The organism is Shewanella carassii, from assembly GCF_019670705.1.
GTDB lineage: Bacteria > Pseudomonadota > Gammaproteobacteria > Enterobacterales > Shewanellaceae > Shewanella > Shewanella carassii.
Map to the genome: position 1 here is coordinate 4,123,496 of NZ_AP024618.1, position 14,304 is coordinate 4,137,799.

13 protein-coding genes are annotated in these 14,304 nt (G+C 59.4%); all 13 read left to right on the forward strand.

Annotation, left to right across the window (positions count from 1 at the left end):
• Window positions 1-2 precede the first annotated feature (2 nt).
• Genes K5621_RS18435 through K5621_RS18495 form a run of 13 tightly spaced genes read left to right on the forward strand, consistent with a single transcriptional unit; the run spans window position 3 to window position 14,220 of the window.
• A complete protein-coding gene (locus tag K5621_RS18435; RefSeq protein WP_221049986.1) occupies window positions 3-1,373 on the forward strand; it encodes an AMP-binding protein in 1,371 nt (456 codons plus the stop codon).
• On the forward strand, window positions 1,366-1,728 hold the full coding sequence (locus K5621_RS18440; RefSeq protein ID WP_221049987.1) for an ApeI family dehydratase: 363 nt from the start codon (window positions 1,366-1,368) through the stop codon (window positions 1,726-1,728). Before K5621_RS18435 ends, K5621_RS18440 begins: the two co-directional genes overlap by 8 nt.
• Complete coding sequence (locus tag K5621_RS18445; protein WP_221049988.1) at window positions 1,725-3,437, forward strand: glycosyltransferase family 2 protein; 1,713 nt, start codon at window positions 1,725-1,727, stop codon at window positions 3,435-3,437. The genes K5621_RS18440 and K5621_RS18445 overlap by 4 nt, the downstream gene beginning before the upstream one ends.
• Window positions 3,434-4,987, forward strand: coding sequence for an HAL/PAL/TAL family ammonia-lyase (locus tag K5621_RS18450; RefSeq protein WP_100143394.1), 1,554 nt, complete (start codon window positions 3,434-3,436; stop codon window positions 4,985-4,987). The genes K5621_RS18445 and K5621_RS18450 overlap by 4 nt, the downstream gene beginning before the upstream one ends.
• Entirely contained in the window at window positions 4,984-5,421 is a 438-nt protein-coding gene (locus K5621_RS18455) for an acyl-CoA thioesterase (protein ID WP_221049989.1), read from the forward strand. Before K5621_RS18450 ends, K5621_RS18455 begins: the two co-directional genes overlap by 4 nt.
• Window positions 5,418-6,269: a LolA family protein gene (locus tag K5621_RS18460; protein ID WP_221049990.1), complete on the forward strand. Its 852-nt coding sequence runs from the start codon at window positions 5,418-5,420 to the stop codon at window positions 6,267-6,269. Before K5621_RS18455 ends, K5621_RS18460 begins: the two co-directional genes overlap by 4 nt.
• Entirely contained in the window at window positions 6,269-8,626 is a 2,358-nt protein-coding gene (locus K5621_RS18465; RefSeq protein WP_221049991.1) for an MMPL family transporter, read from the forward strand. Before K5621_RS18460 ends, K5621_RS18465 begins: the two co-directional genes overlap by 1 nt.
• On the forward strand, window positions 8,623-9,879 hold the full coding sequence (locus tag K5621_RS18470; RefSeq protein ID WP_221049992.1) for an NAD(P)/FAD-dependent oxidoreductase: 1,257 nt from the start codon (window positions 8,623-8,625) through the stop codon (window positions 9,877-9,879). The genes K5621_RS18465 and K5621_RS18470 overlap by 4 nt, the downstream gene beginning before the upstream one ends.
• Window positions 9,876-10,559 (forward strand): DUF3261 domain-containing protein, encoded by a 684-nt coding sequence (locus K5621_RS18475; RefSeq protein ID WP_221049993.1) that lies wholly within the window; start codon window positions 9,876-9,878, stop codon window positions 10,557-10,559. The genes K5621_RS18470 and K5621_RS18475 overlap by 4 nt, the downstream gene beginning before the upstream one ends.
• A gap of 31 nt (window positions 10,560-10,590) precedes the next feature.
• Entirely contained in the window at window positions 10,591-11,781 is a 1,191-nt protein-coding gene (locus K5621_RS18480) for a beta-ketoacyl-[acyl-carrier-protein] synthase family protein (protein WP_221049994.1), read from the forward strand.
• Window positions 11,778-12,269: a hotdog family protein gene (locus K5621_RS18485; RefSeq protein WP_025010139.1), complete on the forward strand. Its 492-nt coding sequence runs from the start codon at window positions 11,778-11,780 to the stop codon at window positions 12,267-12,269. Before K5621_RS18480 ends, K5621_RS18485 begins: the two co-directional genes overlap by 4 nt.
• The gene (locus K5621_RS18490; protein WP_221049995.1) at window positions 12,266-12,991 is read left to right on the forward strand and encodes a 3-ketoacyl-ACP reductase FabG2; all 726 of its coding nucleotides are present in this window, start codon (window positions 12,266-12,268) and stop codon (window positions 12,989-12,991) included. The genes K5621_RS18485 and K5621_RS18490 overlap by 4 nt, the downstream gene beginning before the upstream one ends.
• Complete coding sequence (locus K5621_RS18495) at window positions 12,988-14,220, forward strand: beta-ketoacyl-ACP synthase (RefSeq protein ID WP_221049996.1); 1,233 nt, start codon at window positions 12,988-12,990, stop codon at window positions 14,218-14,220. The genes K5621_RS18490 and K5621_RS18495 overlap by 4 nt, the downstream gene beginning before the upstream one ends.
• Window positions 14,221-14,304: the final 84 nt, after the last annotated feature.

The following is a 14,304-nucleotide window of genomic DNA, read 5'->3' on the forward strand; positions in this document are numbered from 1 at the left end:
TTATGACAGAGTTATTGAAAACCTGGCTTACCCAAGGCCCAGCAGGGCAACAACTGATCAGTTTTAACCACCATGACATAGTCACGGGTTCACTGTTCGCCACCCAGGTCTATCATCTGCATCAGCGCCTGCAAGCCCGGTCGGAAAAGCGTTGGTTACTGGCCTGCGACAGCAGCGATCTGTTCGCCGTTGGCCTCTGTGCCGCCCTGTTGTCGGGCAAGCAGATCATACTGCCGGCCAACACTCAGCCGGGGACTCTGAGCGAACTGACCCAGGAGTTTGATGCCATAGTGTCAGACCGCCCCCTGTGTGAGGGCAAGCTCTGGCTCGAGCTGAAAAAAGAGCTGTCACTGCCCCACTCGCCCTGGCCGCAGATGGCCGAGGGGGATGAGTTCGGCGAACTACTGCTGTTCACCTCAGGCTCCAGCGGCCAACCCAAGGCGGTTCGCAAGCGCCTGCAGCAACTGGATGCCGAAGTCAGTGTGCTGGAGCAGACCTTCGCCGCTCACCTGCCACAGTGCAGTGTGATTGCCACCGTCAGCCACCAGCATATCTATGGCTTGCTGTTTAAGATTCTCTGGCCACTGGCGGCCAGTCGCCCCTTCCTCAGCGATCTGGTGGAATACCCGGAAACCCTGAGTTATTACACCGCCCTGTTTCCCAACCTGTGCCTGATCAGCAGCCCGGCGCAGCTGTCGAGGCTGCCGGATGCGCTGGAGCATGAACGCCAGCTGCACACTCCCAGCCTGATCTTCAGCTCCGGCGGCCCCCTGAGCCTGGAAGCCGCCCAAGGGGTCAAGCGCTGCTACGGTAGCCTGCCAATCGAGGTCTACGGCAGCACGGAAACCGGCGGCATAGGTTATCGGCGCCAACAGAGCAGCGACACGCCCTGGCAGGCCTTTGCCCCCATGGAGCTGAGCAATGACAGCGACGGCGCTTTGCTGCTACGCTCTCCCTATCTCGAAGACGATGGCCAATACCGCTGTGAAGACAAGGTTCGGCTGCTGGGCGAAGGCCAGTTCTGCCTCGAAGGCCGCTTGGACCGTATCGTCAAGATAGAGGAAAAGCGCCTGTCTCTGGTGCAGATGGAAACCTTGCTCAACGCCCATCCCTGGGTGACCCAATCGCATCTGGTGCTGCTGGAAAACCCCAGAGTGCAACTGGGCGCGGCGGTAGAGCTTTCCGCCGCTGGCAAGGCACAGCTCGAAGCCGAGGGCAAACTCAGCATCAACAACGCCCTCAAGGCCCATCTGCTGAGCCAATTTGAACGTGTGACTCTGCCAAGGCGCTGGCGCTATCCACAGCAGCTGCCACTCAATGCCCAGGGCAAGTTGCTCAAAAACGATATTCTCGAGCTGTTTGATCATGATTAAGTCTGTTCTTCCGCCCATTGTTCAACACCGGCATCAGGACAATGAAGCCAGTTGGCGCCTGAGCATTCCGGCCGAGCTGCCTATGTTTGCCGGCCACTTTCCCGGCCAGCCGGTATTGCCCGGCGTGACTCAACTGGACTGGGCCGTGCGTCTCGGCAGCCAGGCATTCGGCTATGATGCCGAAGTCGCGGTACTCGAGGTGCTCAAGTTTCAACAACTGCTGTTGCCGAATATGCAAGTCACCCTCAGCATCAGCAATAACCCCGCCAAGGGTAAACTGAGCTTCAGCTACAGCAACGGCGAACAGAAGTTCGGCTCGGGTCGTATCGCCTTCAAGACAGAGGCCAGGCAATGAAGCTGGCGCTGATCATCCCCAATTACAACCACAGGGGCCATATCGCTGCGACGCTGGAAGCCCTCAAACCACTGGGGCTGCCCTGCTTTTTGATCAACGACGGCAGCGACGATGAGACCCGCTATCTGTTGCAACAGTTGGCCGAACAACACAGCGACTGGGTCAGCCTGCTGCATCACCCTTACAACCGCGGCAAGGGCGCCGCCGTGATGACAGGCCTGCGCGCCGCTTGGGCCGCGGGTTTTTCCCACGGCCTACAGGTGGACGCCGACGGCCAACATAATCTGGAAGATATTCCGGCGCTGATAGCCAAAGCACAGCTCAACCCCAAGGCGCTGATCTCCGGCCTGCCGCAATATGATGATTCCGTGCCCAAGGGTCGGCTCTACGGCCGTTACCTGACCCATTTTTGGGTCTGGGTCGAGACCCTGAGCCTGGATATCCGCGATTCCATGTGCGGCTTTCGAATCTATCCACTGGCGGCCACCGAGGCCCTGCTTAGCAGCGAAGCCCTCGGCGAGCGGATGGACTTTGATATCGAAGTCATGGTGCGTCTCTACTGGCGCGGTGTTGCCATAGAACATATTCCCACTAAGGTGATCTACCCGGAAGACGGCAGTAGCCATTTTCAGGGGCTGGCCGACAATGTGCGGATCAGCAAGCTGCACACCAGGCTGTTTTTCTCCATGCTGTGGCGCAAGCTCCAGGGGCAGAAACTGGGGCCAACCCAAGCGGCACAAGACAACCCCCAAGGCGCTCATTGGTCCAACATCAAGGAGCGGGGCAGCTACTGGGGTATCAAGCTGCTGGCCGAGAGCTATCGTTTCGGCGGCCACTGGCTGGCGCGGGCGATCATGTACCCGGTGATCTGTTATTTCTTTATCACAGGGCGACAGGCCCGCGAGGCATCACAAGCGTTTTTAAAGCGGGTTCAGGCACTGGAGCCACAGCACCCGAGTCTCGGTCAGCCGGTGAGTTGGCGCGACAGCCTGCGCCACTTCTTCGCCTTCGGCAATGCCGCACTGGATCGCATCGATGCCTGGTGCGATCGCATTCGTTTGCAACAGGTGGAGTTCAGCGACCGTCAGCAGTTGGCCGAGCAGTTACAAAGTGGCCAGGGAGCCGTGTTACTGGTGTCTCACCTTGGCAATATCGAGCTGTGCCGCGCCATCTCCATTCACCAGCGCAAGGTGAAGGTCAATGTGATGGTGATGACCCGCAATGCCGAAAACTTCAACCGGGTGCTCAAGCAGCTGAACCCGGACAGTGAACTCAACTTACTTCAGGTCACCGAACTCAACCCGGCCACCTCCATGTTGCTGCAAAGCAAGGTCGAGGCCGGTGAATTGGTGGTGATAGCCGCCGATCGCACCTCCAGCCATAGCCCGGGTCGCACGGTGAAAGTGCCGTTCCTCGGCGAGATGGCGCCCTTCCCCCAGGGCCCCTTTATTCTGGCCGGTCTGCTGGACTGCCCCATCTACACCATGTTTTGCCTGCGGGAGCAGCAGGGCTATAAGGTCTGGCTAGAGCCCTTCGAGCAGAGCCTCAAAGGCCCGAGATCCGAGCGGCAGCAACGGCTGCAACAGGCAGCAGGCCTCTATGCTCAGCGACTGGAACATTTTGCCCGCAAGGCACCACTGCAGTGGTTTAACTTTTTCGATTTTTGGCGGCAGGACCAAGTTGCTGACCGCCCCAAGGACAATTCATGAGCGCAACAGATCTGGCCGCCAAGACGGTCGGCTTCGGCCAAACATCACTGACATTGGAACAGGTGGTCGCCATCGCCAAAGGGGCGCCGGTGACCCTCAACGCCAGTGCAGAGTACCGTGACTATATCCAGCGCGGCGCCCGCTTTATCGACAGCCTGCTTCATGAAGAAGGCGTGGTCTATGGGGTCACCACAGGCTACGGCGATTCCTGTACCGTCAATGTCGGCCCGGATCTGGTACACGAACTGCCGCTGCATCTGTCGCGCTTTCATGGCTGCGGCATGGGCAAGGTGCTGGAGATCCCCCAGGCCAGAGCCGTGATGGCCTGTCGCCTCAACTCACTGGCCGTGGGTAAGTCCGGTGTCAGCTATGAGCTGCTGGAACGCATAGCCCTGCTGCTGAACCTCAACATAGTGCCGGTGATCCCGGAGGAAGGCTCTGTGGGTGCCAGCGGCGATCTCACGCCACTGTCTTATCTGGCCGCCGTACTGGTTGGCGAGCGGGAGGTCTTCTATCAAGGACAGCGCCGCGCCACCAGCGAGGTCTATGCTGAACTTGGGATCAGCGCCCTCAAGCTCAGGCCCAAAGAGGGCCTGGCACTGATGAACGGCACCGCCGTGATGACGGCGCTGGCTTGTCTGGCCTATGACAGGGCCGAGTACCTGGGCCGCCTGTGCGCCCGCATTACCGCCATGGCCTCACTGACACTCAAGGGCAACTCCAACCATTTCGACGAGATACTGTTTGCCGCCAAGCCGCACCCGGGGCAGAACCAGGTCGCGGCCTGGATCCGTGAAGACCTCAACCACCACGAGCACCCACGCAACTCTGACCGACTGCAGGACAGATATTCGATTCGCTGCGCGCCGCACATTATCGGGGTCTTGGCCGATGCCCTGCCCTTTATGCGCCAGTTTATCGAGACCGAACTCAACAGTGCCAACGACAACCCGATAGTCGACGGCGAGGGGGAACATATTCTCCACGGCGGCCACTTCTATGGCGGCCATATCGCCTTTGCCATGGACAGCCTCAAGAATGCGGTGGCCAATTTGGCGGATCTGCTGGACAGGCAGATGGCTCTGGTGATGGATCCCAAATTCAACAACGGCTTGCCTGCCAACCTGTCGGCCAGCCAGGGCGAACGCAGCCCCATCAACCACGGTTTCAAGGCAGTGCAGATAGGTTGCTCGGCCTGGACCGCCGAGGCACTGAAACACACTATGCCCGCCAGCGTGTTCTCGCGCTCTACCGAATGCCACAACCAGGACAAGGTCAGCATGGGCACCATTGCCGCCCGTGACGCCCTGCGGGTGTTGGAACTGACCGAGCAGGTGGCCGCCGCCGCACTGCTGGCCATGAGTCAGGGGATCCGCCTGCGCCTGCTCGCCGGTGAGCTGGAACGGGAGTCGCTGACCGAGTCTGTGGCCACCACCCTGGCGCAGCTGGAAGCCGACTTTGAACTCTTGATTGAAGACAGGCCGCTGGAAGCCTTGTTGCGGCAAACCCTGGCCAAGATCCAAGCCGGGGAGTGGGAGGTGTGCCGATGAAAGCCATCCTCAGCACTGAAATAGAGCTGGAGATCCCCTTCCACGATGTCGATTCCATGGGCATTACCTGGCACGGCAACTATCTGCGTTATTTTGAAATAGCCCGCTGCAAGCTGCTGGACAGGTTCGACTACGGCTACCGCCGAATGCAGGAGTCGGGTTACGCCTGGCCGATAGTGGATCTGCAGCTGAAATACGTCAAACCCAGCCGTTTCGAGCAGAAGATCCGGGTGAGTGCCGCCCTGGTTGAGTGGGAAAATCGGCTGAAGATCAACTACCAGATTTGTGACGCCATCAGCGGTGAGCGCCTCACCAAGGGCTACACCATACAGGCCGCAGTGGATATGCAGACTCAGGAACTGTGCTTGGTGACCCCGCCGGTGTTCCGTGAGCGCCTGGCGCCCTTTATCGCGGCCGCCGAGGCCAAGTCATGAACCCTTCAGCCTGCGGCTTTCGGCTCACTCGGCAGCCCGCCACACTGCTTGGGCTGCTGGGACTGGTTTGGTTTGGTGCCGCTTGCAGCAACATGGCTTTAGGGGAAGTGGCGCCAGCCACTATGGTATTGGGAGAAGTGGCGCCAACCACTATGGCATTGGGAAAAGTGGCGGCTGATAACACTCAGACAGAGCCGGTGGCAGTGTTGGCCGCCGAAGCCAAGGGAAAAATCAGGCCGGAGGTGCAGGCATTTGACAAACTCTTTGCCAAGGCGGCCACAGAGCAGGCCCTGCAACAGTTAAGCACTAAGATGGCCCTCAGCGACAGCAGCCGAGGCCAGTTTGAGCAGGTGCGCTGGCTCAGGGTGCTGAAACAACCACTTCGCAGCAGCGGCGAATTTCTGTTTCAGCGAGAGCTGGGCATGCTCTGGCAACAGCAGACTCCCTTTGGCAACCTCTTGCTGCTGAAACAGGGCGAGCTTATCCAGCAGGACAGCCAGGGCAAACTCAGTGTCACCAAAGCCGATGCCGGCCCGGCGGCCGTGGCTGAAATGCTGCCGCGCATGATGCAATCCCTGCTCTCCGGTGATATTCAGGCATTGAGCCAGGGGTTTGAACTCTATCTGCTCAATGACCAAGCGGGTCATTGGCAACTGGGATTCAAGGCCAAGGAGCAGACAATGGCGGCTCTGCTGCCGCAAATGGTGCTCGAAGGCAATCAGGATCTCGAATCTCTGACCCTGCTGGCCAAAAACGGCGATATCAGCCAGATATTCTTCTCTGAACTGGATAAATCCCCACTCAATGACAGCGAGCGCGCTCGCTTCTTTCCCGAGGTGGCCCCCTGATGTCGCCTCGCCCTGAACCCGCTCGTCCCAGGCTCTCGGCGCCGGTTGGCCTGCTGTTGTGGCTGGGGCTGCTGACGCTGCTCATTCTGCTTGGCGTCTGGCAGTGGCAACAGGGCGGCCGTATTCAGAGCGACATTCTCGCCATGCTGCCCAAGGTGCAGGAAGATCCGCTCGCCGAAGCGGCGCTGAAACGCATGGAGCAGAAGCTGGGCAATCAGCTGTATATCGGCCTGATTGCCAAGGATAAGCCTCAGGCGATCGACGCCGGCAAACAGCTACTGAGTGCGCTGGAAAAGGAACAAGGCGCCTTTAAGAGAGTGCGCAGCGCCGAGGCCGACAGCTTCAGCGCCCTGGGGCGTTTCTATTTCCCCTACCGCATGGGGCTGCTCAGTGACAGCCAGAGGCAGCAACTCGCTAGCGGTGAATTAACCCCTTTGATTCAAAACGCTCAGCAACAGCTCTACAGCGCCTTTGGCGCCGCAGGCAGCGACCTGATTGCCGAAGATCCGCTGTTGCTGTTCCCCGACTGGCTCAAGTCGCTGGCCGAGGGCCGCAGTCTCACCCAGGCCGACGGCATACTATTGGCGCCAACGCCGCAAGGCCAGTATGCAGCCATAGTGATGGCCGAGGGCATAGGCAGCGCCTTTAACCCGCAGCAACAGTCAACCCAGCTCAAGGCGCTGGAGCAGGCCTTGGCGCCTCTGCCGCAAGAGATTCGAGTGCTTAAGGCCGGTGCCCTGTTTCATGCCGCGGCCGCCACAGAATCGGCCAAGAGCGAGATCAACCGTATCGGATTAGTCTCCCTGCTTGGAGTGATCCTGCTGGTGCTGCTGGCGTTTCGCTCCTTGATGCCGCTGACGGTGGCACTGCTCACCCTGGGCAGTGGATTCCTGGCGGCGACGGTCACTACCCTGACACTGTTTGGCGAACTGCATCTGCTGACCCTAGTGTTCGGCACCAGCCTTATCGGTATCGCCATCGACTACAGCTTTCACTTCTACTGCGAGCGCTTGCAACATCCCAAGGCTTCTCCCAGGCAGGTGATTGGCCAGATATTCCCGGCCGTGACCCTGGCCTTGATCACCAGTGTCGGCGCCTACCTGGGCATAGGCCTGGCGCCTTTCCCCGGCATGCAACAGGTGGCCGTGTTCTGTGCCAGCGGGCTGATTTTCACCTGGCTGACACTGCTGCTGGCGTATCCGGCCATAGCCGCCAGCCCCTTGCTTGCCGGAGACAGCCGCCTGGCGCTGGCTGGCCGCTTGCTGAGTCTCTGGCAAGCTCTCGGTCAGCGCAGCAGTCTGTTAATCCTGGTGCCACTGGGGTTATTGCTGCTGTTTGGCGGCATTTATCTCAAGGCCAACGATGATATCCGGGCGCTGCAGAGCAGCCCACCAACGGTCAGCGAGCCGGAAAATGCCCTCAGGCAACTGCTGAGTGGCGGCACGGACAATCAGTTCCTGCTGGTTCGGGGTGACAGCGCCGAGGAGATGCTGCAGCGTCTCGAACAGCTGGCGCCCGGGCTCGAGCGTTTGATTGCGGAAGGCAAACTCGGCAACAGCGTCAATATCGCCCGCTATTTGCCGAGCATCAAACGCCAGCAGCAAGATCATCAGCTGCAGGGGCTTATCTATCGCCAGACAGATACAGTTTTGGACACCCTGGGGCTGAATGCCGAGTTGGCCGGGCCGCTCTCGAGGCAATGGGCCAAATTCCAGCCGCTCTCGGCCACAGACTGGCTCGCCAGTGAAGGGGCTAAATCCTCAGGGCTGAGTGACCTCTACCTCGCCCCCACTGACGGAATATCGGCTCACGCCGCCATAGTGCTGCTCGGTGGCATCCATGATCTCGACGCCCTCAAGCAGCTGGCAAGCAGCAACCCGGGCGTGCAGTTGGTCGACAAGGTCGCCGATATCTCGGCGCTGATGGCCAAATACCGTCAATTGACCCTGATGATGCTGGCGCTGGCACTGCTGTTGGCGGCGGTGATTTTCAGCTGGCGCTTTGGTTTGCGCCGCGGCCTTTGGGTGGCGCTGGTGCCAACGCTGGCGGCGATTCTGACTCTGGGCGCCCTCGGCTGGCTCGGCAGCGGCTTGACCCTGTTTCATGCCCTGGCACTGGTGTTGGTGTTCGGCATAGGCGTGGACTACAGCCTGTTTTTTGCCGAAGCCAAACAGCATCCCAGAGGCGTGATGTTGGCGGTGCTGATGTCTGCCGCCTCCACCCTGTTGGCCTTTGGCCTGCTGGCTTTGAGTGACACCTATGCCATAGCCGCCTTTGGTATAACCCTGGCGCTAGGCATAGGTTTTACCCTGTTACTCGCTCCCCTAACCTCAACTCTTACAAGGAATGCAAAGTGAACACTGCCAATGCCGTGGAACAAGTCGATGTAGTAATTATCGGTGCCGGGCCATCCGGCTCGGTCGCGGCCAGTCTGCTGAAACAACAAGGAGTAGATGCCCTGGTGCTGGAGCGGGCCCAATTTCCACGCTTTTCCATCGGAGAGAGCCTGTTGCCCTGCTGCATGACAGTGCTGGAGCAGGCTGGGATGACAGAAGCCGTAGCCGAGGCAGGGTTTCAGTTTAAAAACGGCGCCGCCTTTCGGCGCAACGGCCGCTACACCACCTTTGATTTCAGTGACAAGTTTACCCCGGGCCCCGGCACCACCTTTCAGGTTCCCCGAGGCCAGTTCGACAAGCTGCTGGCCGACACCGCCAGTACCCAAGGGGTAGAGATACGTTATGGCCAGACAGTCACCGCGGTGGATCTCAGCGCAGAGCCACGGCTGACAGTGGCAGACGAAAATGGACGAGTCTATTCAGTGCAAGCCAAATATCTGCTGGATGCCAGCGGCTTTGGCCGGGTACTGCCAAGATTACTGCAGCTGGAATGCCCCTCCAGCCTGCCGGCCCGCTCGGCCATCTTTACCCATATTGAGGACAATATCAGCGACCCGGAGTTTGACCGCAACAAGATCCTTATCAGCGTGCATCCGCGCAACAAGGATATCTGGTATTGGTTGATCCCCTTCAGTAACGGCACCTGTTCGCTGGGGGTGGTGGCCGAACCGCATCTGCTGGCAAGACTCGAAGGCAGCCTGGAGCAGCAACTGCGCACCATAGTCAATGAAGAACCAGGGTTGGAGGCGCTGCTTAAGGACGCCAGAGTGATCCGCGACTGCGCCAGCTTGAAGGGCTATTCGGCCAATGTCAGCACCCTGGCCAGCGACAAGTTTGCCCTGCTGGGCAATGCCGGTGAGTTTCTCGACCCGGTATTCTCCTCCGGGGTGACCATAGCCATGCACTCGGCCAGTCTGGCCTGCGACTGTCTGGTACGCCAGCTCAAGGGGGAAGCGGTAGACTGGCAACAGGATTATGCCGAGCCCTTGATGCTGGGGGTCAACACCTTCCGCACCTATGTGGAAGCCTGGTATGACGGCAGATTCCAGAAGGTGATCTTCTTTGAAGACGCCAACCCGAAAATAAAACAGATGATCTGCTCTATCCTGGCGGGCTACGCCTGGGACAGCAACAACCCCTTTGTCAGTGAATCCCGGCGCAGATTGGATCTGGTGGTGAACCTCTGCCGCGACGCTGTCGAGGAAGCCTTATGACAGCCACTGTCACCCGCTTGCTGCTGCTTGCCACTGTGCTGGTTGGCCTGAGTGGCTGCAGCCAGCTATTGTATCGCCAAACCTGCGTTGCCCTGGCAAAGGATGTCAGTTATTGTCTGGCGCCGCTGCCGCTGAACCAAGCCGCGCCCAAGGGACAAACCTCTGATACCAAGGCTGCCAAAGGCTCAAAGCAGCCAGATGAGCCCCTGGGCAGTGACTCGGTTCAAGCTCAAACTTTGGAGCAAACGCTCAGTCTCAGCCAGCAGGTGCGGCTGCAACGAGGGGAGCAGAGCCATGAGCTTATCAGCCAACTGGAACTGCAGTCGCAACAGATGACTGTGGTGGGGCTGGCACCTCTTGGCCAAGCACTGTTTACCTTGATCTACGATGGACATACACTGACCAGCGAGCAGAGTGTACTGCTCGGCAATGAGTTTAAAGCAGAATATCTGCTGGCCTTGCTGCAACTCATCTATTGGCCGGAGGAAAAGCTGAACGCCTATCTGGATGGCGCCAGGGTGAAACTGGAAGATTGCGCCGCCGTCCTGTGCCGGGTATTGCTGAGCAATGACAATCACGAGCTGATGCGGATAAGTTACTCCAGCCCCGACATCTGGCATGCGGAAGTGGCCTTGAACATGCCGCAGGCCGATTTAAAACTGAACATTAAGCCCCTGTAATGGATACAGGGCCGGATCCCAAAACAGAGATATGACAACTACAGCCATAAATCATGCGGGTTTTTGTACCCCTCTCGGCAACCGGGCCGATGAGGTGCTTAACGCCTTGCTCGCCGGTGACAGCCGCGGCATGGTCAGCCGCGACAACCTGTTGTTTGAACGGCCAGCCGTAGTCGGGGTAGTGAACAGCGAATTACCGGCCATTCCCGCCGAGTTTGCCGACTATGACTGTCGTAACAACGCCCTGTTGCTGTGCGCCGCGCTGCAAATTACCCCGGCGGTGGAAGCCGCCAAGGCCAAATATGGCAAGGAGCGCATCGCGGTTGTCATAGGCACCAGCACCTCAGGGATCTCCAAAGGCGAAGAAGCACTGGAGTACCGCAATCGCCACGGCCATTTCCCCTCGGATTACCACTATTTTCAGCAGGAGCTGGGGGGTACCAGTCGCTTCCTGCAAGCCTGGTTCAAACTGAGCGGCCCCTGTTACACACTGTCGACGGCCTGCTCTTCCAGCGCCAAGGTGTTTGCCGCCGGTAAACGGCTGTTGGACGCCGGACTGTGCGACATGGTGATAGTCGGCGGGGTCGACAGCCTGTGCCAATTGACCCTCAACGGCTTCGATGCGCTGGAGTCTGTCTCCAAGGGGCACTGCAATCCATTCAGCGCCAACCGCGACGGCATCAACATAGGTGAAGGCGCGGCGCTGTTTACCCTGGAGAGAGGAAGCGGCCAGGTGCTGCTGTCCGGTGTCGGCGAGTCGGCCGATGCCCACCATATCTCGGCGCCCCATCCCGAGGGCAGCGGCGCAATTGCCGCCATGGAGATGGCACTCAAGCAAGCGGGGCTGACGCCTGATGATATCGACTATGTCAATCTGCACGGCACTGCCACCCCCAAGAATGACGCCATGGAAAGCCGCGCCATGCACTCGGTATTTGCCGAAGCACTGCCGCCTTGCAGTTCCACCAAGCCCTTGACCGGCCACGCACTGGGCGCCGCAGGGGCATTGGAAGCGGTATTCTGCTGGCTGCTGCTCTCACCTCTCAACCCTGATGGGCAACTGCCGCCGCATCTGTGGGACGGTGAGCAGGATGGCAAAGATCCCGCACTGCCACTGGTCAAACAGGGCAGTCGCCACTCACTGAATCACCTGATGAGTAACTCCTTCGCCTTTGGCGGCAGCAATGCCAGCCTGATCTTCAGCCGTGGAGCCCCGGAATGACCCAGCCTTTAGCCGAGCGTGATATCGCCGATTTTCTGCCCCACAGGGCGCCCATGATACTGATAGACGCCGTGGTCGAGCACAGCCAAGACAGGCTGCTGACCAAGGTGAAGATTAGTGAGCAGAGCCCCTATTTCGATGACGCCCGGGCTCTGGTGCCCAATTATGTCGGCATAGAATATATGGCCCAGAGCATAGCGGCACTGGCCGGAGTGGAAGCCGAGGCCCGCGGTGATATTATCCGGGTCGGTTTTTTGCTGGGCAGCCGTAAGCTGAGCATGCATACCCCGGGATTCCTGCCCGGACGCGAGTACCTGACTCAGGTGCAGCGCCTCTATCAGGAAGACACGGGACTGGCAGTGTTCGACTGCCGCATCTTTGATGGCGACACAGAGATCGCCAGCGCCAATGTAAACGTTTTTCAGCCCCAGGACACCCAGGCCTATATTGCCGGTAGTCTGGAGGCGATGCAGGGAGATTCCGCATGACACAGAGAGTTTTGGTCACAGGTTCCAGCCGCGGCATAGGCAAGGCTATCGCCCTGCGCCTGGCGCAATCCGGCTTTGATATCGCCCTGCACTTTCATGCCAATCGAGCGGCCGCTGAGGCCAGCGCCGCCGAAATCCAAGCCTTGGGCGTCAAGGTCAGCCTACTGCAGTTCGATGTTGCCGAGCGCCAGACCTGCCGCCAAGTCATTGAGGCCGACATAGAAGCCAACGGTGTCTATCACGGCCTGGTTCTCAATGCCGGTATTGCCCGCGACACGGCTTTCCCGGCGATGACAGAGGCCGAATGGGATGGCGTCATCCACACCAATCTCGATGGTTTCTACAATGTGATCCATCCGGCGCTGATGCCGATGATCCAACGACGCAAGGGCGGCCGCATCATTACGCTGTCTTCGGTTTCCGGTTTGGCCGGTAACCGTGGCCAGGTGAACTACAGCGCCTCCAAGGCCGGTATCATAGGCGCCACCAAGGCGCTGGCATTGGAGCTGGCCAAACGCAAGATCACGGTCAACTGCATCGCTCCCGGGATCATCGAAACCGAAATGGTTGATGCCTTCAGCCCCGAACTGGTACAGCAACTGGTGCCGTTGCGGCGCATGGGCCAGCCTGAAGAGATAGCGGCCCTGGCCAACTTCCTGATGTCTGACGAAGCCGGTTATATCACCCGCCAGGTGATCTCGGTCAACGGAGGCATGCTATGAGCCGCAGGGTGGTGATTACCGGTATGGGCGGCATTTCTGCCCTGGGCCAGGATTGGGACAGCGTCAAGGCCAGGCTGCAAGCTGGCCAAAATGCCGTGGTGCGTATGGATGAATGGGACAGGTTTGATGGCCTGCACACCCGTCTGGCGGCGCCGGTCAGCGACTTCAGCACTCCGGCGCACTATTCGCGCAAAAAGATCCGCTCCATGGGCCGGGTGTCGCTGATGGCCACCCGCGCCAGTGAAATGGCGCTGGAGGATGCCGGCCTGTTGCATGATCCTCTGATAGCCTCAGGTGCTATGGGCATAGCCTACGGTTCATCCACCGGCAGTACAGAACCCATCACCGCCTTTGGCGACATGCTCAAACACGGCGATATGAGCGGCGTCACCGCCACCAGCTATATCCGCATGATGGCCCATACCACGGCGGTCAATGTCGGGGTATTTTTCGGCCTCAAGGGGCGGGTGATAACCACCAGTAGCGCCTGTACGTCCGGCAGCCAGGGCATAGGTTATGCCTATGAAGCCATCAAGTATGGCCAGCAGGATTTGATGCTGGCGGGTGGCGGCGAAGAACTCTGCCCCACAGAAGCTGTCGTTTTCGACACCCTGTTTGCCACCAGTACCCGCAACGACACTCCTGAGTTGACCCCCAGGCCTTTCGATCGCGACCGAGACGGCCTGGTGATAGGCGAAGGCGCCTGCACCCTGGTGCTCGAAGAGCTGGAGCATGCCAAGGCCAGGGGCGCGCGTATCTACGCCGAGGTGCTGGGTTTTGGTACCAATTCAGACGGCCTGCATGTGACGCAACCTAACGCCGACACCATGGAAAAGGCGATTCGGCTGGCACTCAAAGACGCCAAGATAGCGCCGCAGCAGATAGGCTATGTCAACGCCCACGGTACGGCCACCGACCGCGGCGATGCCGCCGAGAGCCGGGCTACTGCCGCAGTATTTGGCGAGCAGATACCGATTTCATCGCTGAAGAGCTATACCGGCCACACCCTGGGCGCTTGCGGCGCGCTGGAGGCCTGGTGGAGCATTATGATGATGCGTGACGGCTGGTTTGCACCCACCATCAACCTGGAGAATGTCGCCGAGGACTGCGCCGAGCTGGATTATATTCGCGCCGCTGGCCGGGCACTGGATACCGACTTGGTGATGAGCAATAACTTTGCCTTTGGCGGCATAAATACTTCGTTAATCTTCCGCCGCTGGCAGGAATGAGCTTAGCCCCAGGAAGCCTTAGAAAACCAGAGGAAGCGCTAGAAAACCAGAGGAGGCCCAAGAAGCTTTAACGGAATGCATCGG